The 21,099-nt window shown below is 70.8% G+C and carries 17 protein-coding genes; 3 read left to right on the top strand and 14 right to left on the bottom strand.

Features of this window, described 5'->3' with window-relative positions:
* Positions 1-977, top strand: a 977-nt coding sequence (locus VFR90_RS12970; protein WP_326406556.1) for a DNA polymerase Y subunit UmuC family protein, incomplete at its 5' end; no start/stop codon positions are given.
* 9 nt (positions 978-986) lie between these two features.
* Positions 987-4,247, top strand: coding sequence for an error-prone DNA polymerase (locus tag VFR90_RS12965; protein ID WP_326406555.1), 3,261 nt, complete (start codon positions 987-989; stop codon positions 4,245-4,247).
* A 30-nt stretch (positions 4,248-4,277) separates the two neighbouring features.
* Here the strand turns inward: VFR90_RS12965 and dnaB are convergent, their stop codons facing one another.
* From dnaB to ppsA, 8 genes are all read right to left on the bottom strand, one after another.
* Positions 4,278-5,690 (bottom strand): replicative DNA helicase, encoded by a 1,413-nt coding sequence (gene dnaB, locus VFR90_RS12960; RefSeq protein ID WP_326406554.1) that lies wholly within the window; start codon positions 5,688-5,690, stop codon positions 4,278-4,280.
* A 165-nt stretch (positions 5,691-5,855) separates the two neighbouring features.
* Positions 5,856-6,308, bottom strand: coding sequence for a 50S ribosomal protein L9 (gene rplI / locus VFR90_RS12955; RefSeq protein ID WP_326406553.1), 453 nt, complete (start codon positions 6,306-6,308; stop codon positions 5,856-5,858).
* 16 nt (positions 6,309-6,324) lie between these two features.
* Entirely contained in the window at positions 6,325-6,615 is a 291-nt protein-coding gene (gene rpsR, locus VFR90_RS12950; RefSeq protein ID WP_326406552.1) for a 30S ribosomal protein S18, read from the bottom strand.
* Positions 6,616-6,652: 37 nt separating this feature from the next.
* The gene (gene priB / locus VFR90_RS12945) at positions 6,653-6,946 is read right to left on the bottom strand and encodes a primosomal replication protein N (RefSeq protein WP_326406562.1); all 294 of its coding nucleotides are present in this window, start codon (positions 6,944-6,946) and stop codon (positions 6,653-6,655) included.
* A 47-nt stretch (positions 6,947-6,993) separates the two neighbouring features.
* Positions 6,994-7,380, bottom strand: a complete 387-nt coding sequence (gene rpsF / locus VFR90_RS12940; RefSeq protein ID WP_326406551.1) for a 30S ribosomal protein S6 — start codon at positions 7,378-7,380, stop codon at positions 6,994-6,996.
* Positions 7,381-7,488: 108 nt separating this feature from the next.
* Entirely contained in the window at positions 7,489-9,579 is a 2,091-nt protein-coding gene (locus tag VFR90_RS12935; RefSeq protein WP_326406550.1) for a sodium:solute symporter family protein, read from the bottom strand.
* Complete coding sequence (locus VFR90_RS12930) at positions 9,576-9,836, bottom strand: DUF4212 domain-containing protein (protein WP_326406549.1); 261 nt, start codon at positions 9,834-9,836, stop codon at positions 9,576-9,578. The genes VFR90_RS12935 and VFR90_RS12930 overlap by 4 nt, the downstream gene beginning before the upstream one ends.
* 77 nt (positions 9,837-9,913) lie before the next feature.
* Positions 9,914-12,349, bottom strand: a complete 2,436-nt coding sequence (gene ppsA, locus VFR90_RS12925) for a phosphoenolpyruvate synthase (protein ID WP_326406548.1) — start codon at positions 12,347-12,349, stop codon at positions 9,914-9,916.
* Positions 12,350-12,595: 246 nt separating this feature from the next.
* On the opposite strand from ppsA, the gene ppsR reads away from it, so the two are divergent.
* Positions 12,596-13,414, top strand: coding sequence for a phosphoenolpyruvate synthetase regulatory kinase/phosphorylase PpsR (ppsR, locus tag VFR90_RS12920; protein ID WP_326406547.1), 819 nt, complete (start codon positions 12,596-12,598; stop codon positions 13,412-13,414).
* Here ppsR and VFR90_RS12915 read toward each other — a convergent pair.
* From VFR90_RS12915 to VFR90_RS12890, 6 genes are read right to left on the bottom strand one after another with little or no spacing between them, the layout of a single operon-like run.
* A complete protein-coding gene (locus VFR90_RS12915; protein ID WP_326406546.1) occupies positions 13,408-14,670 on the bottom strand; it encodes an MFS transporter in 1,263 nt (420 codons plus the stop codon). The genes ppsR and VFR90_RS12915 overlap by 7 nt on opposite strands.
* Positions 14,667-16,172, bottom strand: a complete 1,506-nt coding sequence (locus VFR90_RS12910) for a DNA recombination protein RmuC (RefSeq protein ID WP_414676532.1) — start codon at positions 16,170-16,172, stop codon at positions 14,667-14,669. The genes VFR90_RS12915 and VFR90_RS12910 overlap by 4 nt, the downstream gene beginning before the upstream one ends.
* The gene (locus VFR90_RS12905; RefSeq protein WP_326406545.1) at positions 16,160-17,752 is read right to left on the bottom strand and encodes a glycine betaine ABC transporter substrate-binding protein; all 1,593 of its coding nucleotides are present in this window, start codon (positions 17,750-17,752) and stop codon (positions 16,160-16,162) included. Before VFR90_RS12905 ends, VFR90_RS12910 begins: the two co-directional genes overlap by 13 nt.
* Complete coding sequence (locus tag VFR90_RS12900) at positions 17,749-18,753, bottom strand: 2-hydroxyacid dehydrogenase (RefSeq protein WP_326406544.1); 1,005 nt, start codon at positions 18,751-18,753, stop codon at positions 17,749-17,751. Before VFR90_RS12900 ends, VFR90_RS12905 begins: the two co-directional genes overlap by 4 nt.
* An 8-nt stretch (positions 18,754-18,761) precedes the next feature.
* Complete coding sequence (locus VFR90_RS12895) at positions 18,762-20,168, bottom strand: sodium:proton antiporter (protein ID WP_326406543.1); 1,407 nt, start codon at positions 20,166-20,168, stop codon at positions 18,762-18,764.
* An 8-nt stretch (positions 20,169-20,176) separates the two neighbouring features.
* The gene (locus VFR90_RS12890; RefSeq protein ID WP_326406542.1) at positions 20,177-21,097 is read right to left on the bottom strand and encodes a delta(1)-pyrroline-2-carboxylate reductase family protein; all 921 of its coding nucleotides are present in this window, start codon (positions 21,095-21,097) and stop codon (positions 20,177-20,179) included.
* Between the last annotated feature and the right edge of the window lie 2 nt (positions 21,098-21,099).

Here is a 21,099-nt window from a genome sequence, read left to right as displayed (position 1 = left end):
CGCTGTCGGTGCTGTCGCCCACGCAGTGGCAGGCGCTGCAGGCGCTGGGCCTGCGGCGCCTGCGCGATCTGCGCGGCCTGCCGCGCGCCGGCGTGCAGCGCCGTTTCGGCCGCGAGCTGCCGGGCGCGCTCGACCGTGCCTACGGCGACGCGCCCGACCCGCGCGCCTGGCTGCCGGTGCCCGAGCGCTTCGCGCTGCGTTGCGAGCTGATGCAGCGGGCCGACGATGCCGCCTCGCTGAACACCGCGGTGCAGGCGCTGCTGCCGGCGCTGATCGGCTGGCTGCAATTGCGCTGGGAGGCGGCGAGCGTGCTCGCGCTGCGGCTGCGTCACGAGCATGGCCGCGCGCCGCTGCCCGATACGCGGCTGCTGCTGCGGCTTTCGATCCCGAGCCGCGATGCCGACCAGCTCGCGCTGCTGTGGCGCGAGCGGCTCGCCCGCCTCACGCTGGCCGCGCCGGTCTACGAGATCGCGCTGGAGCTCGACGCTTCGGTGCCGCACGGCGGGCGGCCCGGCGAGCTGCTGCCGGTGGCCGGCGGGGACGCGATCGATCACGCGGCGCTGCTCGATCGGCTCACCGCACGCCTGGGCGCCGAGCGCGTGCTGCGCTGCGAGCCGCAGGCCGACCATCGGCCCGAGCGCGCGCAGCGCATGACGGCGGCGATCGCGGCTGTGGAGGCGAAGCCACCGATGCCTCGATCGACGGCGCAGCGGCTCGCCCGCCCCGCCTGGCTGCTCGATCCTCCCGAGTCTCTGGCCTGCGACACGCACGACCGGCCGCTGCACGGCGGCGGCCCCCTGCAGTTGCGCTCGCGGCCGGAGCGCATCGAGGCCGGCTGGTTCGACGGCGCGCTGGTCTGTCGCGACTACCACGTCGCCGAAGGCCGCGATCACCGGCTGCGCTGGATCTATCGCGAGCGCCGGCTCGAAGCCGACGAGCGCGGTGCACGCTGGTTCCTGCACGGCTGGTTCGGTTGAAGGCGCGCGATGCCGCAACCCGCACCCCCGAAGGAGCCGCGCCCGGCCCTGCCGCCGAGGCCGCCGCCGGACGCGGCACGGCCGCGCCTGCCGGCCTACGCCGAGCTGCACTGCCGCTCGAACTTCAGCTTCCTGACCGCCGCGTCGCATCCCGGCGAGCTGGTCGAACGGGCTGCGCAGCTGGGCTACGACGCGATCGCGATCACCGACGAGTGCTCGGTCGCCGGCGTGGTGCGCGCCCACGAGGCGTTCAAGCCGCTGAACAAGGCCGGCGTGCCGATGCGCCTGGTGATCGGCAGCGAGTTCGCGCTCGACGCGACGGCGAGCGAACCCGCGTTGCGCCTCGTCCTGCTGGCGCAGAACCGCGAAGGCTATGCGCAGCTGTGCGGGCTGATCACGCGCGGGCGCATGCGCAGCGCCAAGGGCGGCTACCGGCTGGGCATCGACGATCTCGATGCGCCGCTCGCCGGCGCCGGCCACGCGAGCGGCGCGCCCGACTGCTTCGCGCTGCTGATCCCGGATCGCGGCGACGACCGCGCCACGCTGCTCGCGCAGGCCCGCACGCTGCAGGCGCGCTTCGGCCCGCGTGCCTTCATCGCCGTCGAACTGCTGCGCCGCGCCGACGACGACGCGCTTGCCGAGCGGTTGATCGAGGTCGGGCAGGCCAGCGGCGTCGCGCTGGTAGCCGCTGGCGACGTGCGCATGCACGCGCGCTCGCGCAAGCCCTTGCTCGACGTGCTGACCGCGATCCGCCTGAAGCGCAGCGTGCACGACTGCGGCCTGGAGCTGCCGGCCAACGCCGAGCAGCATCTGCGCCCGCGGCTCGTGCTCGAACGGCTCTACCGCCCGGAATGGCTCGCACGCAGCGCGGCACTCGCGGCCGAGTGCGAATTCCGGCTCGACGACCTGCGCTACGAATACCCGGCCGAGATCGTGCCGCCCGGCAAGCGCGCGATCGACCACCTCGCCGACCTGACCCGGCTCGGTGCAGCCGCGCGCTACCCGCAAGGCGTGCCGGCCGCGGTGCTCGCGCAGATCGACAAGGAGCTCGCGCTGATCGAGGAGAAGCGCTACGAAGCCTTCTTCCTCACGGTGCACGACGTGGTGTGCTTTGCACGCCGGGAGAAGATCCTCTGCCAGGGCCGCGGCTCGGCCGCGAATTCGGCGGTCTGCTTCTGCCTCGGCATCACCTCGGTCGATCCGACCCGGACGACGCTGCTGTTCGAGCGCTTCATCAGCCGCGAGCGCGACGAAGCGCCCGACATCGACGTCGACTTCGAGCACGAGCGCCGCGAGGAGGTGATCCAGTACGTCTACGGCAAATATGGCCGCCACCGCACGGCGCTCGCCGCGGCGCTGGCGACCTATCGCGTGCGCAGCGCGGTGCGCGACGTCGGCAAGGCGCTCGGCGTCGACGAAGACCGCATCGCGCGGCTCGCGAAGAGCCATCAGTGGTTCGACGCGCGCGATCAGCTGCCCGCGCGGCTGCGCGAGGCCGGCTTCGACCCGGATGCGCCGATCACCCGCCAGTGGCTCGAACTCAGCTGGACGCTGATGGGTTTTCCGCGCCACCTGTCGCAGCACGTCGGCGGCTTCGTGATCGCCAAGGACGAGCTTTCGCGGATGGTGCCGATCGAGAACGCCGCGATGAAGGATCGCTGCGTCATCCAGTGGGACAAGGACGATCTCGAGTCGCTCGGCCTGCTCAAGGTGGACGTGCTCGCGCTCGGCATGCTCACCGTGCTGAAGCGCTGCTTCGGCTTCATGCGCCAGCAGCGCGGCCTCGAGTGGGACCTGGCCGCCGTGCCGCAGGACGACGCCGCGACCTACGAAATGATCCAGCGCGCCGACACCGTCGGCGTCTTCCAGATCGAGAGCCGCGCGCAGCAAAGCATGCTGCCGCGCCTGAAGCCGCACGAGTTCTACGACCTGGTGATCGAGGTCGCGATCGTGCGGCCGGGCCCGATCAGCGGCGGCATGGTGCATCCCTACCTCAAACGCCGCGAAGGCAAGGAGGACGCGAAGTCGCCGAAGCCCGAGCTGGACCAGGCGCTCGCCCGCACCCTCGGCGTGCCGATCTTCCAGGAGCAGGTGATGCAGATCTGCATGATCGCCGCCGGCTTCACCGGCGGCCAGGCCGATGCGCTGCGCCGCGCGATGGCCGCCTGGCGCCGCGGCGGGCATGTCGACAAGTACGAGCGCGACATCGTCGAAGGCATGCAGCGCAACGGCTACGACGAAGCCTTCGCGCGCAAGATCTTCGAGCAGATCAAGGGCTTCGGCGAATACGGCTTCCCCGAGAGCCACGCCTACAGCTTCGCGCTGCTCGCCTACGTGAGCGCATGGTTCAAGTGCCACGAGCCGGCGATCTTCACCGCGGCCTTGTTGAACTCGCAGCCGATGGGCTTCTATTCGCCGTCGCAGCTGGTGCAGGACGCGAGGAAGCACGGCATCGAAGTGCGCTCCATCGACGTGCGCCACAGCGATTGGGAGTGCACGCTGGAGCCAGCGGACCCGCGCGCGTCATCGGTTGCCGTGCCTGCTTCGGCCACCGCGCCCCAGCCGGCGATCCGACTCGGCTTGTGCATGGCCGCCACCTTCAACCGGCCTGCGGCCGAGCGGCTGATGCAGGCGCGTGGCCGCCGGGCGTTCGCGAGCCTCGACGACCTGACCCGCCGCGCCGCGCTCGAGCCGCACGAGTTGCAGGCGCTGGCACGCGCCGATGCGCTGGCCGGCTTGGCAGGCCATCGCCGCGAGCAGGTCTGGGCCGCGACCGGCCAGCAGCGCCGCACCGCCCTGCTCGCCGACGCCGCCCAGCACGAGGCGCCGCTCGCGCTGCCGGCCGCGCCGGAGGGCGAGGCGATCCTGTTCGACTACGCGGCCACCGGTCTCACGCTGCGCCGCCACCCTCTTGCGCTGCTGCGCCCGCGGCTGGCCGCGCGCGGCTGGCGCAATGCCGACGAACTGGCCGCGCTGCGCGACGGTGCACGTGCCTGGGCTTGCGGCATCGTGGTGATGCGCCAGCAGCCCGAGACCGCGAAGGGCACGATCTTCGTCACCCTCGAAGACGAGACGGGCCCCGTCAACGTGATCGTCTGGAAGCGCGTGCGCGAGCGGTACCGTCAGGCCCTGCTCGGCTCACGGCTGCTCGCGGTGGGCGGCGAGTGGCAGAAGTCGCCCGAAAACGTGATGCATCTCGTCGCACGCCGGCTGGTCGACGTGACGCCGTGGCTCGGGCGGCTGGGGACGAGTTCGCGGGACTTCCACTGACGAGGCCCGCCGATCGGCCTCGCCGCCGCCTCAGTAGTCGCTGCCGGCACTTCCCGGCGCGAGGTTGTCGAACTTCGTCAGCGGCTTCAGGAAGGTGAGCTTCGCGGTGCCCGTCGGGCCGTTGCGCTGCTTGGCGATGATGATCTCGGCGACGCCCGGCTCCTTCGACGCGTCCTTGTTGTAGTAGTCATCGCGGTAGATGAACATGATCACATCGGCGTCCTGCTCGATCGCGCCCGACTCGCGCAGGTCGCTCATCATCGGCCGCTTGTCGGTGCGCGTCTCGACGCTGCGGTTGAGCTGCGACAGCGCGATCACCGGGCACTGCAGCTCCTTCGCCAGCGCCTTCAGGCCGCGCGAGATCTCGCCGAGCACGGTCGCTCGGTTCTCCTCGCTGCCGCCGCCGCTGCCGCTCATCAGCTGCAGGTAGTCGACGACGATCAGCCCGAGCTTGCCGCACTGCCGCGCCTGCCGGCGCGCGCGCGCGCGCAGCTCGCTCGGCGTGAGCGCGGCGGTCTCGTCGATAAAGATGCTCGACTTGCTGAGCTTGTCGACGGCTTCGGTGAGGCGGCCCCATTCGTCGTCGCCGAGCCGGCCAGTGCGCAGGTGCTGCTGGTCGATGCGCCCGAGCGAGCCGACCATGCGCAACGCCAGCTGCGCCGCGCCCATTTCCATCGAGAACACGACGGCGGGCAGGCCCTCGTGCACGGCGACGTTCTCGGCGATGTTCAACGCCAGCGCGGTCTTGCCCATGCTGGGCCGCGCCGCCAGCACGATCAGATCGCCCGGCTGCAAGCCCGCCGTCATGCGGTCGATGTCGTAGAACCCGGAACGCACGCCGGTGACTTCCTCGGCGCCGTGATCGGCAAGCTCCTGCACCCGATCGATCAGTTGCAGAGACAGCTTCTCCATCGTGAAGAAGCCCTGCTGCGAACGCGAGCCCTCTTCGCCGATCTTGAGGATCTTTCCTTCGGCCTCGTCGACGATCTGCGTGACGGCCCGGCCTTGCGTGTTGAAGGCCGCGGTGGCGATCTCGTCGCTTGCCTCGATCAGCTTGCGCAGAACGGCCTTCTCGCGAACGATCTCGGCGTAGCGCCGGATGTTCGATGCGCTCGGCACGCTTTGCGCCAGCGCGTTGAGATAGGCGATGCCGCCCGCGTCGTCGGCCTTGCCCGTCGACTGCAGCTTCTCCAGCACCGTGATGACGTCAGCGGGCTGGCTCTTGTCGACCAGCGCACCGATGGCGCTGAAGATGAGCTTGTGCTCGTGCCGGTAGAAGTCGCTCTCGATCAGCACGTCGGCCACGCGATCCCAGGCGTTGCTTTCGAGAAGCAAGGCGCCGAGCACGCTCTGCTCGGCCTCGACCGAGTTCGGCGGCACGCGCAGGTGCGCGACCTCGCTCTCGCCGCGCGACGGGTCGCCGGGCTGAACGACTCTCAACATGTCCTGATCCTCGTCGAGCGCTTCGTGGGCAGCATCCGGGCCGACCCCTTGTTGACGACGCAGCGCAGAAACTGTGAAGAAGCTGTGCGGTGCAGTGGATAACGTATCGCACAAACGAAGAAGGCCGGCAGTGCCGGCCTTCCGCAAGCAAACGACGTGCGCTCGTCAGTCGGTTTCGCCGACCACCGTGACGTTCACGTCCACCACCACGTCGGTGTGCAGGGCGACGGTGACCGCATGCTCGCCGACGGTCTTCAACGGTCCGTTGGGCATGCGCACCTGCGACTTCACGACCTTGTAGCCGGCCTTGTTCAGCAATTCGGCGACGTCGTGATTGGTGACCGAGCCGAACAGTCGGCCGTCGACCCCGGCCTTTTGCGTCGTGGTCAGCGTCTTGCCGGCGAGCTTCTCGCCTTCGGCCTGCGACGCGGCCAGCTTCTCGGCGGCGGCCTTCTCCAACTCGGCGCGCTTGGCCTCGAAGGCCTTGATCGCCTCGGCCGTCGCGCGGCGCGCGGCGCCGGTGGGGATCAGGAAGTTGCGCGCGTAGCCGTCCTTGACCTTGACGACTTCGCCGAGGCCGCCGAGGTTGGCGACCTTCTCCAGAAGAATGATCTGCATGGCGGGATGCTCCTCGTCAGACCTTGTGCTGGTCGCTGTAGGGCAGCAGCGCCAGGAAGCGCGCGCGCTTGATGCAGGTGGACAGCTGGCGCTGGAAGAACGCGCGGGTGCCGGTCAGGCGGGCCGGCGTGATCTTGCCGTTCTCGGCGATGAAGTCGCGCAGCGTATCGACATCCTTGTAGTCGATCTCGGTCACGCCGGTGACGGTGAAGCGGCAGAAGCGCTTGCGGCGGAACAGCAGCGACTGGGTGTTGCGCTTCGGGCGCTTGTCCTTGCCGAAGCGGCCTTTTCCACGGGGCGGGGGCATATGAACTCCTTGCGAACTTGCGATGTTGGGTCGTCGATCAAATGGAGGCGGTGCGGACTTCGGTGATGTGCAACACGACGCCCCGGCCATTGCGCGCGGTGGCGAGGAAGCCGGAAAAACGTGCGGCGGAACCGACCGCGATGCTCCCCAGCTGCTTCGTCACCGGGCCGATCCCCAGGGCCTTCAGCTCCAGGGCGACCTTGCGGGCCATGCCAGCTTCGCTGGCGGTGGACTCGTGCCTGAGCGTCAAGTCCAGCGCCGGCAAGCCGGCGGGCGTGTAGCGCATCGCGCCGCGTTCGATCACCTGCGCGTCGAGGCTGGTGTGGTTGATGCCACCCGCCTCGCCGAGGGCGCCGCCTGCGGCAGCGGAGGCGTCGATCAGGCCGCGGCCTCCTGCTGCTGCGGCTGCTGGGACGACGCCGGCGCCTTGCGCGATTCCTCGCGCTCGACCGCCTTCATCATCACCGAGGGCGTGGTTTCGGCCTTGCTCTTGGCCACCGTCAGGTGGCGCAGCACCGCGTCGTTGAACTTGAAGCCGGTCTCGAGTTCGGCGAGCGTTTCCTTGCCGCACTCGATGTTCAGGCACAGGTAGTGCGCCTTCGCGAGCTTGTTGATCATGTAGGCCAGCTGTCGCCGGCCCCAGTCTTCGACCCGGTGGACCTTGCCGCCGGCTGCGGTAACGAGGCCCTTGTAGCGCTCGAGCATCGCGGGGACCTGCTCGCTTTGATCCGGATGGATCAGCAGGACGATTTCATAGTGACGCATCGTGGCTCCTTGTGGATGTCCGCCGGGTTCTCCGGCGGGAAGCCGCCCCGAGCGTCGACGCAGGGCGGCAAGGATGAAAAGCCGGCGAGTATAGGGGGATCAGGCGGCTCAGCCCGCTTCCGGCGGCAGCGGGCTGCGCAGCCGCTCCACCAGCGCCAGCGCCTTCGCGCTCGGCGGCGCCGACAGGAGGCTGCCGACGACGATCACCGCGAAGCCCAGCGGAACACCGAACACGCCCGCGGCCATCGGCTGGATGCCGAACCACAACGGCATCGGCTCGCCGATCCCGAACAGGCCGCGCAGCCAGGGCTCGCGCGTGACCATGTAGTAGAGCGTCACGCCCAGGCCGGCCAGCATGCCCGCCACGGCGCCCGCCTTCGACGCGCGCTTCCAGAAGATGCCGAGCACCAGCGCCGGAAAGAAGGCCGAGGCCGCGATCGAGAACGCCGCGGTCACGAGGACCACGATGTCGGCGGGCCGGTACGCGGCGACGTAGGCCGCCGCGAGCGCGACCCCCAGCAGCAGGATCTTCGAGATCGCGACCCGCCGCGAGGTCTGCGCCTCGGTGTCGACCAGCCGGTGGTAGAGGTCGTGCGACAGCGCGTTGGTGATCGTCAGCAGCAGGCCGTCGGCGGTCGAGAGCGCCGCGGCCAGCGCACCGGCGGCCACCATGCCGGAGATGACGTAGGGCATGCCGCCGATCTCGGGCGCGGCGAGCACGACGATGTCGGCACCGAGCCGCATCTCGCCGAGCTGGAAGACCTTGTCCTGGTTCACGTCGACGACCGACACCAGTGCCGGATCGACCCGCGCCCACGCGCCGATCCATGCCGGCAGTTGATCGAAGGGCGTGCCGACGAGGTTGTTGAAGACTTCGTACTTCACCATCACGGCCAGCGCCGGCGCGGTGAGGTAGAGCGCCGCGATGAACAGCAGCGACCATGCGACCGACTGCCGCGCCTCGCGCACCGAGGGCGTCGTGTAGAACCGCGTGAGGATGTGCGGCAGGCCGGCGGTACCCACCATCAGGCAGAACACCAGCGCGAGGAAGTTGCGGCGCGAGTCGTCGAACTCCATGCGGGCCTGCGCGTCGCCCTCGGGATCGCCCGCGTACTGCGTCGCATGGCGCGGCATGCCGGCCAGCGGCCTCGCGCGCTCGGCGGCCGCGTTGCGCTGGGCGATGTAGAGCCGGCGGGCCTCGGCCTCGGTGGCGGGCAAGGCGGAGAGCGCACGCGCCGCGGCCTGCACCTCGTTCAGCGGCGCGCCGCGCGAGCGCAGCTCGGCCAGCTGCTGCTCGGCTGCGGCACGGTCGGCGGCCATCGCCGCACTCACGTCCTTCAGCTTCGCTTCGGCGGCGGCGGCACGCGCCGCGAAGATCGCGATCACCTCGCGCTCCTTCGCATCGCCGATCAGCTCGGCCTCCTTCGCGGTGATCTGCCCGAGCTGCGCGCCGTAGGCCAGCGGCGGCAGCGGGTTGCCGGTCTGCTTGACCGACAGCCACACCACCGGCACCAGGAAGGCGAGGATCAGCACGATGTACTGCGCGACCTGCGTCCAGGTGACCGCGCGCATGCCGCCGAGGAAGGAACACACCAGCACGCCCCCCAGGCCTACGAAGACGCCGATCTCGAAGGCCAGCCCGGTGAGCCGCGAGGTGATCAGGCCGACGCCGTAAATCTGCGCGACGACGTAGGTGAACGAGCACAGCACCGTCGCGACCGCGCCGATGCCGCGCGCGAGGTTGCCGTCGTAGCGCTCGCCCAGGAACTCGGGAATCGTGAAGCGGCCGAAGCGGCGCAGGTAGGGCGCGAGCAGCAGCGCGACCAGGCAGAAACCGCCGCTCCATCCGAGGATGAACGCGAGCCCGCCGAAGCCGCTGAGGTAAAGCGTGCCGGCCAGCGTGATGAACGAGGCCGCGCTCATCCAGTCGGCGCCGGTCGCCATGCCGTTGTAGAAGGCCGGCACGCGCCGACCTGCTACGTAGTACTCGGCCGGGTCGGTCGTGCGGCAGACGATGCCGATCACCGCGTACAGCGCGACCGTCGCCAGCAGGAACAGCAGGCCGATCACGTTGCGCGACAGCCCCAGGTGCTCGAGCACCGCGAGCGCCGCGACGAAGGCGACGAAGCCGAGCGTGAAGCCCGCGTAGACGCGATGCAGCCGCCGCGTGAAGACGCTCTGGGTCTGCGCCTCGTTCATTCGGCAGGGCGCGAAAGGCGGCGGTCGAGCCGGTCCATCGCGCGTGCGTAGACGACGACGATCAGCAGGAAGACGAACAGCGAACCCTGCGCCGCCATGTAGAAGCTGAAGGGCCAGCCGAAGAGCACGACGTCGAGCTCGCGCGCGAAGAAAGCCATCACGAAGCTCGCGACGAACCACAGCGCGAGCAGCGCGGCCGTGAGCCGGCGCGTGGCGCGCCAATGCCGTTGCGAGTGACCGTCGACGGGCCCGTCCATCGCCGACGATGTTGCCGGCGCGGCGCGCCGCGGCGCCGCCCGGACTTACCCGCGAGTCGCGGGCGGCGCTCGCTTCGTCAGCGCCTTGCCAGCCGCTGCCAGGTCTCGACCACGGTGTCGGGGTTCAACGAGATCGAGACGATCCCCTCGGCCGCGAGCCAGTCGGCGAAGTCGGGGTGGTCGCTGGGTCCCTGGCCGCAGATGCCGACGTACTTGCCGGTCGCGCGGCAGGCGGTGATCGCGCGGGAAATCATCGCCTTGACGGCCGGGTCGCGTTCGTCGAAGTCCGCCGCGAGCAGTTCAAGTCCCGAATCGCGATCGAGACCGAGCGTCAACTGCGTCAGGTCGTTCGAGCCGATCGACATGCCGTCGAAGTGCTCGAGGAACTGCTCGGCGAGGATCGCGTTGCTCGGCACCTCGCACATCATGATGATCTTGAGATCGTCCTGGCCGCCGGCCGAGGCGCGCCGCAGGCCGTGCTCCGCCAGCATCGCGATCACCCGCTCGGCCTGCTTCAAGGTGCGCACGAAAGGCACCATCAGCTCGACGTTGGTCAGGCCCATGTCGCGCCGCACGCGCTTGAGCGCCTCGCATTCCATCGCGAAGGCGGAGCCGAAGTCGTCGCTGATGTAGCGCGAAGCACCGCGAAAGCCCAGCATCGGGTTCTCTTCGTCGGGCTCGTAGCGTGCGCCGCCGATCAGCTTGCGGTACTCGTTGCTCTTGAAGTCCGACAGTCGCACGATCACCGGCTTCGGCCAGAAGGCCGCCGCGATCGTCGCGACGCCTTCGGTGAGCTTGTCCACGTAGAACGCACGCGGCGACGCATGGCCGCGCGCCACCGACTCCACCGCCTTCTTCAGCTCGGCGTCGACGTTCGGGTAGTCGAGGATCGCCTTCGGGTGCACGCCGATGTTGTTGTTGATGATGAATTCGAGCCGCGCCAGGCCGACGCCGCTGTTGGGCATCTGCGCGAAGTCGAACGCGAGCTGCGGGTTGCCCACGTTCATCATGATCTTGATCGGGCAGTACGGCAGCTCCTCGTGCTTGACCTCGGTGATCTCGGTCTCGAGCAGGCCGTCGTAGATGTAGCCGGTGTCGCCCTCGCTGCAGGCCACGGTGACGAGCGCGCCGTCCTTCAAGGTCTCGGTCGCGTCGCCGCAGCCGACCACCGCCGGGATGCCGAGCTCGCGCGCGATGATGGCCGCGTGGCAGGTGCGCCCGCCGCGGTTGGTGACGATCGCGCTGGCGCGCTTCATCACTGGCTCCCAGTTCGGATCGGTCATGTCGGTGACGAGCACGTCGCCCGGCTGCACCTGGTCCATGTCGGCGATGCCGGAGACGTTGCGCACCGGGCCGGTGCCGATCTTCTGGCCGATCGCGCGGCCCTCGGCGAGCACGGTGTTCTTGCCCGGGTCGCCCTTCAGCTTGTAGCGCTGCTCGGCCTTGCCCTCCTGCTGGCTCTTCACCGTCTCGGGCCGGGCCTGCAGGATGTAGAGCCGGCCGTCGTTGCCGTCCTTGCCCCATTCGATGTCCATCGGGCGGCCGTAGTGCTGCTCGATGATCAGCGCGTACTTCGCGAGCTCGGCAACCTCGTCGTCGTTCAGCGAATAGCGGTTGCGCTGCTCGGTCGGCGTGTCGATCGTCTTGACGAGCTTGCTGGTCTTCCCGACCGCGGCCGCCTTCTCCTCGGGTGTGGTGAACACCATGCGGATCAGCTTCGAGCCGAGGTTGCGCCGGATCACCGCCTTCTTGCCGGCTTTCAGCGCCGGCTTGTGGACGTAGAACTCGTCCGGGTTCACGGCGCCCTGCACCACCGTCTCGCCAAGGCCGTAGCTCGCGGTGACGAACACCACGTCCTTGAAGCCCGATTCGGTGTCGATCGTGAACATCACGCCGGCCGAGCCGAGATCCGAACGCACCATGCGCTGCACGCCGGCCGACAGCGCCACGTCGGCATGCGCGAAGCCCTTGTGCACGCGGTAGCTGATGGCGCGGTCGTTGTAGAGGCTCGCGAAGACCTCCTTCATCTTGTGCAGCACGTCGTCGATGCCGACGACGTTGAGGAAGGTCTCCTGCTGGCCGGCGAAGCTGGCATCGGGCAGGTCTTCGGCCGTCGCGGACGAGCGCACCGCGAACGAAGCGCCCTCGCTGCCGGCCGTCAGCCGGGCGAACTCGGCGCGGATCGCGGCGTCCAGCTCAGCCGGGAAAGGCTGCGCCTCGACCCATCCGCGGATCTGCGCACCGGCTTCGGCCAGCGCACGCACGTTCTCGGTGTCGAGCGTCGAGAGCTTGTCGTTGATCTTCGCGTCGAGCCCGCCGTGCTTGAGGAACTGGCGAAACGCGTGCGCGGTGGTCGCGAAGCCGCCCGGCACCCGCACGCCCGAGGCGGCGAGCTGGCTGATCATTTCGCCGAGGCTGGCGTTCTTGCCGCCGACGCTGTCGACGTCGCTCATCCTGAGCTGCTCGAACGGGACGACCAGCGCCGTCGCATCAAACCTTTCGGTGGGGGCCATGGGGAAAACTCCGTGAAGTGAAGGAAACCTGTGGCCCGCGACGCGCCGCGCTCCGGGCCGACCGCGCCAACGGCAAGGCGCGAGCCCGGGCTGTCGCGAACGGCGAGACGGCGGCGCGCGCTGTTCGAATCGAGGTATGCCGCACCGCCGCCGAGGGGCAAATAATGCGGGCCATTCTAGAAGTCGCCCTTCGCGCAATACCCCCCACGGACCGGCCCCACGTCGCCGCCCGGCACCAGGATCGACATGCCAAATCGCACGGTCTTCTTCGTTTCCGACGGCACCGGGATCACCGCCGAGACCTTCGGCAACTCGATCCTCAACCAGTTCGCCGCGAAGCCGCGCCACGTGCGCCGGCCCTTCATCGACACGCCCGAGAAGGCCCGGCTGGTCGCCCGCGAGATCGACGCCACCTTCGCCGCCGAAGGCAAGCGCCCGATCGTCTTCATCACGCTGATCGATCCCGAGGTGCACGACATCGTCGCGCTCTCCAAGGGCCTGGTGCTCGACATGTTCCAGACCTTCGTCGAGCCGCTCGAGGCCGAGTTCGGCATCAAGAGCAACCACCGCGTCGGCCGCTTCGACGACATCTCCAAGAACCAGGAGTACACCGACCGCATCGAGGCGATCAACTTCGCGCTCGCACACGACGACGGCCAGTCCGCGAAGAACCTCGACACGGCCGACGTGATCCTCGTGGGCGTGAGCCGCTCCGGCAAGACGCCGACCTCGCTCTACCTCGCGATGCAGCACGGCGTGAAGGCCGCCAACTACCCGCTGATCCCCGAGGATTTCGACCGTCACGCGCTGCCCAAGCCGCTCGCGCCGCACAAGGAGAAGTGCTTTGGGCTGACGATCGCGCCGGAGCGCCTGGCCGAGATCCGCCACGAGCGCCGCCCGAACAGCGTCTATGCGTCGATCGAGAACTGCAGGCGCGAGGTGGCCGCGGCCGAGTCGATGATGCGCAGGGAGGGCATCGGCTGGCTGAGCTCGACGCACAAGTCGATCGAGGAGATCGCGACGACGATCCTGCGCGACATCCGGCCGGACCGGCTGATCTACTGAGCCTGCAAGCGCCGCGCCGCCCAGCTCCCCGCCCCGACCATCGCCGCCATCAGCCAGAACAGGCCGGCCGCGCCGAGCACGGTGCCGACGATGCCGAAGCTCAGGGGCATCAGGGTGCTGGAGACGTTGATCGTCATCGAGCGCAGCGCGATCGCCTCGCCGTGGCGCTCGTGCGGCGTGAGCTGGTGCAGCGTGCTCATGATCATCGGCTGCACCACGCCGAGCGCGAGGCCGAGGACCACCGCGCAGGCGCTCATCGTCCAGGCGGTCTGCGCCATCGGGTAGAGCGCGAAGACGGCGGCGACGACCAGCATCGACACCGCCAGCACCTGCGCTTCGCGCATGCGGTGCGCGAGCAGCGGGATCAGCAGTCGCACGCCGGAGACCGCGGCGCCGAACACCGCGAGGATGGTGCCGATCGCCGTCGCGCTCAAGCCGCGCGCGTGGCCGAGGATGGGCACGAGGAAGGCGTGCACGTCCCAGCTGGTCGAGAGCAGCCAGTTGACGAACAAGAGCCGGCGCAGGCCCGGCGTCGCCGACAGCTCGACCGCCGAGGCCCACAGCGGCCGCCTCGGCTGCGCGCGGGCCGCGGCACGCGCCTCGGGCGATTCGCGCGGCACGCGCCGCGCCCAGGCCAGCGCCGCCAGCGGCCACAGCGCGAGCACGGCGAACGCGCCGGTGAAGCCGACGCTGTCGATCAGCACGCCGCCGAGGAAGGCGCCGAGCATGTTCGCCAGCGAAGGCGCGAGACCGAGCCAGCTGAACACCCGCTTGAGCGCGGTGGCCGGCTCGTCGCCCTGCGCCTTCGCCTGGCTCGCGGCGGTGCGCCCCGCGGTGCGCTGGATCGCGATGAGGCCGCAGTTCGCGCCGGCGCCGCTCAGCACCGCCGCGGCGCACAACGCGACGAACACCGCGGTGACCGGCAGTTCGGCGGGCGCCGCGACGCCGACCGCGCCGCCCGCAAGCAGCGCACCGAGCACGGTCAGGCCCACGGCGATGCGCATCGGCCGGTGGTAGCCGTGCCGGTCGGCGAGCCGGCCGGCATGCAGCGCGGTGACGATCGGTGCGGCGGCGAACAGCGCGAGCAGCACGCCGACCGACCATGCGCTGAGCTGCCGGTCCAGCGCCCACAGCGGCAACGCGAGGCGCAGGCCGGCCATGCTGCCGTGGATGCAGAGCTGGCCGCCGATCAGCGGCATCAGCGCCGCGACGAGGCCTGCGTCGAGCGGCCGCTGGCCGGCGGCTGGCGCCGTCATGCGCGCCCGATGCGGGCCAGGTTCGGCGACACGGCGGGCGGCAGGTCGTCGGGCGGCAGGTCGTCGTCGCCCGCGCCTGCAGCGTCCGCGCCCGGCAGCAGCGCTTCGACGCGGCCGTCGTCGAGCGTCTCGACCGACTTCAGCTTGCGCTGCATCTGCCGGGTGCGCGTCTGCGCGAGGTCGATCGTGTCGCTCGCTTCCTTCAGCTTCTTCTGCGTCTTCGCGAGCACGTCGCCGAACTTGCCAAACTCGACCTTGACCGCGCCGAGCACCTCCCACACCTCGGCGCTGCGCTGTTCGAGCGCCAGCGTGCGAAAGCCCATCTGCAGGCTGGTCAGCGTCGCGAGCAGCGTGGTCGGGCCGCACAGCGTGACCCGGTGCTCGCGCTGCAGCGCCTCGACCAGCCCGGGCCGGCGCAAGGCCTCCGCGTAGAGGCCCTCGGTCGGCACGAACAGGATGCCGAACTCGGTGGTGTGCGGCGCGGCGATGTACTTCTCGCGGATCGTGCGTGCCTCGACGCGCAGGCGCTGCTCGATCGCGCGCGCCGCGGCCTCGGCGGCGGGCGCATCGGCGCGCTCCTGGGCATCGAGCAGACGTTCGTAGTCCTCGCGCGGGAACTTGGCGTCGATCGGCAACCACAGCGGCGGCGCGTCGTGGCCCGCGCCGCGTCCAGGAAACTTGATCGCGAACTCGACCCGCGCGCCGCTGCCGGGCACTGTCTCGACGTTCGTGCCCACCTGCTCGCGCGTGAACACCTGCTCGATCAGCCCGGCCAGCTGCACCTCGCCGAACACGCCGCGTGTCTTCACGTTGGTCAGCACGCGGTTGAGCGAGCCGACATCGCTCGCGAGCTTGCGCATCTCGCCCAGGCCGGCGTGCACCGCCTCGAGCCGTTCGGCCACTTGCTTGAAGCTCTCGCCGAGCCGCTGCTCGAGCGTGGCGTGCAGCTTCTCGTCGACCGTCTGGCGCATCTGCTCGAGCTTCTTCTCGTTGTCGGCGGCGAGCGCGCTCAGGCGCTGCTCGACCGTCGTGCGCACCTCGCCCAGGCGACGTTCGTTCGATTCGGTCAGCGCGCGCAGCTGCTCGGCGGTCGCGAGGCCGAAGCGCTGGAGCGCGGCGTCCTGGGCCTCGCGCGCAGCGAGCGCGCCCTGGGTCAGGCTGCCGGCGGTCGAGCGCAGCGTGTCGGCCATCGCCTGCTGCATCTCGCCGAGCTGCTTGCGGAAGCTGTCGATCTGCTCGTTCTGGCCACGCGCCGTTTCGCCGTGCTGCGCCAGCAGGGTCTGCTGGAAGCTGCCGAGCGCGTTGCCGAGCTCGACGCGCGTGCCCTGCGCGCTGCGCGCCAGTTCGTCGCGCAGTTCGCGTTCGAGCCGTTCGCTCGTCGCGGCGACCTGGTCGCGCACGCCGCCGTCGCCGGTCGAGCGCAGCACGGCCCACAAGACGATCGCCGTCAGCACCATGCTCGCGGCCGAGATCAGCCAAGGCAGCCAGGTCATCCAGTCCATCTGGACGATTGTCGGCGCGGCGCGACCTGCCGCTCGAGCGCGTCGAAGCTCCACTGCACGAACAGCGCCAGCACCGCGGCCGGCACCGCGCCGGCCAGCATCGCCTGGGTGTCGTTCAGCGCCAGCCCGGCGACGATGCGCTCGCCCAGGCCACCGGCACCGACGAAGGCCGCGATGGTCGCGGTGCCGACGTTGATGACGGCGGCCGTCTTCACGCCCGCCAGCAGCGTCGGCATGGCCAGCGGCAACTGCACGTGCCGCAGCACCTGCAGCGGCCGCAGCCCGAGCGACAGGCCCGCCTGCGCCAGCGCCGCCGGCACCCCGACCAGCCCCGCGTGCGCGTTGCGCACGATCGGCAGCAGCGCGTAGAGGAACAGCGCGATCAGCGCCGGCACCGCGCCGATGTGGTCGAGCGCGGCGATCAGGAAGGTCAGCAGCGCGAGGGACGGCAGCGTCTGCACGACGCCGACCATGCCGAGCATCCACGGCGCCACCCGCGGCCGCGCCCATGCCCACACGCCGAGCGGCACGCCGAGCAGCACCGCGGCCAGCACCGAGCCGAACACGAGCAGCAGGTGCTGGCCGACGAGCCGCGCGAGATCGGGCGCGAAGAGGCGCGCGGCGAAGCCGTGGCCCGCCTCTGCCGGCGCCGCTGCCGGCCGGGCGTCCGCGCCGGCCGTCGGCGGGAGGCTCGCGACGAAGCCCTGCGCGATCGACGCGAAGCTGCGGCGATCCACTTCGGCCTGCGCGTTCAGGTCGATCATCCGGCGCTCGCCGATGCGCCCGGCGAGCACCGCGAACGGCGCGGCGTCGAGCTCGCGGCGCATCAGCAGCACCGCCTCGTACTTGGGGAAGAAGCCGAGGTCGTCGGCCAGCACGCGCAGCCCGAGCCGGCCGATCTGCGCGTCGGTCGAATAGACGTCGGTCACGTCGATCTGCGCCGCCGCGAGCGCGCCGTAGGCCAGGCCGTGATCGAGCCCGCGCGGCGCCGCTTTCAAGCCGTAGGCGCCCCGCAGCGCCGGCCAGCCGTCGGCGCGCGCGAGGAATTCGTGCGACAGCCCCCAGCGCAGCGCGGCCGCCTCAGGCTTGCGCAGGTCGGACATCTTCTGGAGCCCGAGCCGCTCGGCATCGGCCTCGCGCAGCGCGAGCGCGTAGCGGTTGTCGAAGCCGAGCGGCACGGCCGCCTTGAGGCCGCGCGGCGCGAGCCACGCGTTCAGCTCGTCGAGGCTCGGCCTGCCCTCGCGCTTGAGCAGCTCGCGCACGATCGTTCCCGTGTACTCCGGGTAGACGTCGATCTCGCCCGACGCCAGCGCCTGCTCGAGGATGCCGGTGTTGCCGAGGCCCTGCCGGTGCACCGCGCCGATGCCGGCGCGCTCCGCCGTCTCGCGCAGGATTTCGCCGAGGACGTAGGACTCGGTGAAGCGCTTCGAGCCGATCCTGATCGGCTCCTTCTCGGGCGAGCCGATCCTGATCGGCTCCTCGCCGGGCGATGCGATCCTGACCGGCTCCGCGGCCATCGCGGTCGCAACGAGGAGCACCGCCGCGGCCCAGCACGCCAGCGCGCGGCGGCCGGCGCTCATCGGCGCGCGGCTTGCGGGTTGACGATCGCCGGCAGGTGCCGCCCGTCGCCGAGGCCGAGCGCGGCGAGCAGGTTGTCGGCCGCGAGCTGCGCCATCGCGCGCCGCGTCTTCATCGACGCGCTGCCGATGTGCGGCGTGAGCACCGCGTTCGGTGCGGCCAGCAGCGCCGGGGTCACGTGCGGCTCGCCCTCGAACACGTCGATGCCTGCCGCGCCGATGCGGCCTTCCGCGAGCGAACGCGCGAGCGCCGCGTCGTCGACGATGCCGCCGCGCGCGATGTTCACGAGCGTCGCGCCCGGCTTCATCTGCGCGAGCTCGGCTGCGCCGATCGCGTGGTGCGTCGCGGCGCTGTAGGGCAGCACGAGCACGAGGTGATCCGCCTCGGCCAGCAGCGCCGCCTTCTCGACCCAGCGCGCGCCGAGCGGCGCTTCCTGCTCGGCCGGCAGCCGCGAGCGGTTGTGATAGATCACCCGCATGCCGAAGCCGAGCGCGCCGCGCCGCGCGACCGCCTGCCCGATGCGCCCCATGCCCAGGATGCCGAGCGTCGCGCCGTGCACGTCGGCGCCCATCAGCTGGTCGTAGTGCCACTTGGTCCAGCGACCTTCGCGCAGGTAGCGTTCGCCCTCGCCGACGCGGCGCGCGCAGGCCAGCAGCAGCGCGAAGGCGAGATCGGCGGTGGTGTCGGTCAGCACGTCGGGCGTGTTGGCGACGAGCACGCCGCGCGCACTGCAGGCGTCGACGTCGATGTGGTTGGTGCCGACCGACATCGTGCTCACCGCCTTCAGCGCCGGGCAGGCGTCGAGCAGCGCGGCGTCGATGCGCTCGCTGCCGGTGCAGAAGAGGCCGTCGCAGCCGTCGAGCCTTCCGAGCAGCGCGTCGCGCGACCAGACCTCGTCGGTCGGGTTGTCGGCCACCTCGGCGACGCCGGCGCTCAGGCGCAGGGCCTCGACGATGTCGGGAAAGATCGCGCGGGCCACGAGCAGCTTCTTCGTCGTCGTCATCGATCGCCTCATCGGAACCAGATCAGGGTCATCAGCGCGAACAGCGGCAGCAGGATCGCGCAGCTCCAGCCCATGTAGCCGAAGAAGCTCGGCATCTTCACCCCGCGGTCTTCGGCGATGGCCTTGACCATCAGGTTGGGCGCGTTGCCGATGTAGCTCATTGCGCCCATGAACACCGAGCCGGCGGAGATGGCCGCGAGCACCGGCGCGAGCCGCGTCATCAGCACCTGCGCATCACCGCCGGCGAGATTGAAGAAGACGAGGTAGGTCGGCGCGTTGTCGAGGAAGGCCGACAGCACGCCGGTCGCCCAGAAGTACATCGCCGGGATCGGCTGGCCGTCGGCGCCGGTGACCGCGGCCACCACCGGCGCGAAGGCACCGGCGCTGCCTGCCTTCAGCATGGCGAGCACCGGCGCGATCGTCACGAAGATGCCGGCGAAGAGCTTCGCCACCTCGGCCATCGGCGCCCAGCCGAACTGGTTGTCCTCGTGCACGCGGCGCGGGGTGAGCTTCAGCGACGCGGCGATCACCGCGAGCAGCCCGGCATCGCGCAGCAGCTGCGGCAATCCGACCGGCGTGCCGGCCACGTCGAACACGACACCCGGCTTCCAGGTGCCGCTCATCAATACCAGCGCGACGATCACGCCGAGCAGCGCCAGGTTGGCGCGGCCTTCGATCGCGAAGCGCGGCGCATCGGGCGTCGGATCGCGGCGCGGGGCGCCCTCCTGCGCATCGAAGTGGCGATCGACCAGCCAGAAGACCGCGAGCAGCGCGCCGACGATGAACAGCGTCTCCGGAAGGAGCGTCCTCACGGTCCAGAAGAAGCTCACGCCCTGCAGGAAGCCGAGGAACAGCGGCGGATCGCCGAGCGGCGTCAGCGAGCCGCCGGCGTTCGCGACGATGAAGATGAAGAACACGAACACGTGCGCGTTGCGCCGGCGGTGGTCGTTCGCGCGGATCAGCGGACGGACCAGCAGCATCGACGCGCCGGTCGTGCCCATGAAGCTCGCGAGCACCGCGCCCACCGCCATCAGCCCGGTGTTGAAGCCGGGGCTGCCGTGGAAGTTGCCGCGCAGGTGGATGCCGCCCGCCACCGTGAACAGCGCGCACAGCAGGATGATGAAGGGCAGGTACTCGGCGAGCGCCGCATGCACCAGCGTCGCGCCGGTCAGCGGCAGGCCGAAGCGCTGCGCGAACGGCAACAGGAAGGCCAGTGCCCAAACCGCGGTGATCTTGCCGAAATGGTGATGCCACAGCGCGGGCACGAGCAGCGGCAGCAGCGCGATCGACAGCAGCAGGCCGGCGAACGGGATGGCCCAGGCAGCGGACAGGGAAGCGCCGTCGAGGTCGGCCGCGTGCGCCAGCGGCGTCCAAGCGAACAGGGCGAGGGCGACCAGGCGAGGCAGTGCGTTCATCGTGACTTTCAACAAGGAGCCGCGAGGCGACGGCACGCGACATGAGCGGCCGCCAGATCCCAGGCGGCCTGGCCGACCGTCTTGAACACCGGCGCCGGGCCGGCGGGCGCCGCGGCGCCGAGGTGATCGACGAGCTCGCTGACGCGCGACCAGTCGATGCCGGCCTGGATCAGGTCGCCGGCTTCGCCGCGCGCGCCGTCGAGCGCGTCGACGATCACCGCCCGCGCGTGCAGCAGCGACGGCGGCAGCTCGGCCATCTGCGGCCTGAAGGCGCCGACGCCGACGACGAGCAGGTCCTCCGGCAACTCGGCCGGCAGCACCGGCGCGAGGCTGGTGGTGAGCGCGATCGCCGCGTCGACTCGATCGACCGCCCCGGCCACACCGGACGCGACCTCGACGCGCAGGCGAGGCACTTCGACAGCCAGCCGCGCGGCCAGCGCATCGGCCTGTTCGCGCCTGCGGCCGACCAGATGCAGGCGTTCGATCGGCTCCAGCTCGGCGAGCAGGCGCGCGTGTTCGAGCGCCTGGGCGCCGCAGCCGATCAAGGCGATCGATCGCGGCGGCCGGCGCCCGAGCGTGCGCAGGCCCAGCGCGGTGACGGCGGCCGTGCGTCGCGCGGTGACGGTGGGGCCGTCGAGCAGCGCGAGCGCGCGGCCGTCGCGCGCGTCGCAGACGAGCACCTGGCCGTGGATCGTCGGCAGCCCGCGCCCACGGTTGGCCGGATGCACCGCGACCAGCTTCGCGATCGCGAGCGTCGCGTCGGCCGCTGGCATCGCGAGCCAGCTCGCGCCCTCGGGCAGCGGCAGTGCGAGGCGCTCCGGCGCGTGCAGCGTGCCGGCGCGCCGCGCACGCATCGCCGCCGCGACCGCCTCGACCAGTGGCGCGGCCGGCAGCAGCGCGCGCGTGGCCGCGGCGTCGAAGACCTGCACGA

It is taken from the genome of Methylibium sp. (assembly GCF_035762065.1).
Lineage (GTDB): Bacteria > Pseudomonadota > Gammaproteobacteria > Burkholderiales > Burkholderiaceae_C > Methylibium.
This window is presented reverse-complemented; position numbering and strand designations above follow the sequence as displayed.

Excerpts from the sequence above, each read along its gene's own strand:
- VFR90_RS12965 (WP_326406555.1), top strand. The coding sequence starts at position 987 with ATGCCGCAACCCGCACCCCCGAAGGAGCCGCGCCCGGCCCTGCCGCCG.
- dnaB (WP_326406554.1), bottom strand. The coding sequence starts at position 5,690 with ATGTTGAGAGTCGTTCAGCCCGGCGACCCGTCGCGCGGCGAGAGCGAG.
- rplI (WP_326406553.1), bottom strand. The coding sequence starts at position 6,308 with ATGCAGATCATTCTTCTGGAGAAGGTCGCCAACCTCGGCGGCCTCGGC.
- rpsR (WP_326406552.1), bottom strand. The coding sequence starts at position 6,615 with ATGCCCCCGCCCCGTGGAAAAGGCCGCTTCGGCAAGGACAAGCGCCCG.
- rpsF (WP_326406551.1), bottom strand. The coding sequence starts at position 7,380 with ATGCGTCACTATGAAATCGTCCTGCTGATCCATCCGGATCAAAGCGAG.
- VFR90_RS12935 (WP_326406550.1), bottom strand. The coding sequence starts at position 9,579 with ATGAACGAGGCGCAGACCCAGAGCGTCTTCACGCGGCGGCTGCATCGC.
- VFR90_RS12930 (WP_326406549.1), bottom strand. The coding sequence starts at position 9,836 with ATGGACGGGCCCGTCGACGGTCACTCGCAACGGCATTGGCGCGCCACG.
- ppsA (WP_326406548.1), bottom strand. The coding sequence starts at position 12,349 with ATGGCCCCCACCGAAAGGTTTGATGCGACGGCGCTGGTCGTCCCGTTC.
- ppsR (WP_326406547.1), top strand. The coding sequence starts at position 12,596 with ATGCCAAATCGCACGGTCTTCTTCGTTTCCGACGGCACCGGGATCACC.
- VFR90_RS12915 (WP_326406546.1), bottom strand. The coding sequence starts at position 14,670 with ATGACGGCGCCAGCCGCCGGCCAGCGGCCGCTCGACGCAGGCCTCGTC.
- VFR90_RS12910 (WP_414676532.1), bottom strand. The coding sequence starts at position 16,172 with ATGGACTGGATGACCTGGCTGCCTTGGCTGATCTCGGCCGCGAGCATG.
- VFR90_RS12905 (WP_326406545.1), bottom strand. The coding sequence starts at position 17,752 with ATGAGCGCCGGCCGCCGCGCGCTGGCGTGCTGGGCCGCGGCGGTGCTC.
- VFR90_RS12900 (WP_326406544.1), bottom strand. The coding sequence starts at position 18,753 with ATGACGACGACGAAGAAGCTGCTCGTGGCCCGCGCGATCTTTCCCGAC.
- VFR90_RS12895 (WP_326406543.1), bottom strand. The coding sequence starts at position 20,168 with ATGAACGCACTGCCTCGCCTGGTCGCCCTCGCCCTGTTCGCTTGGACG.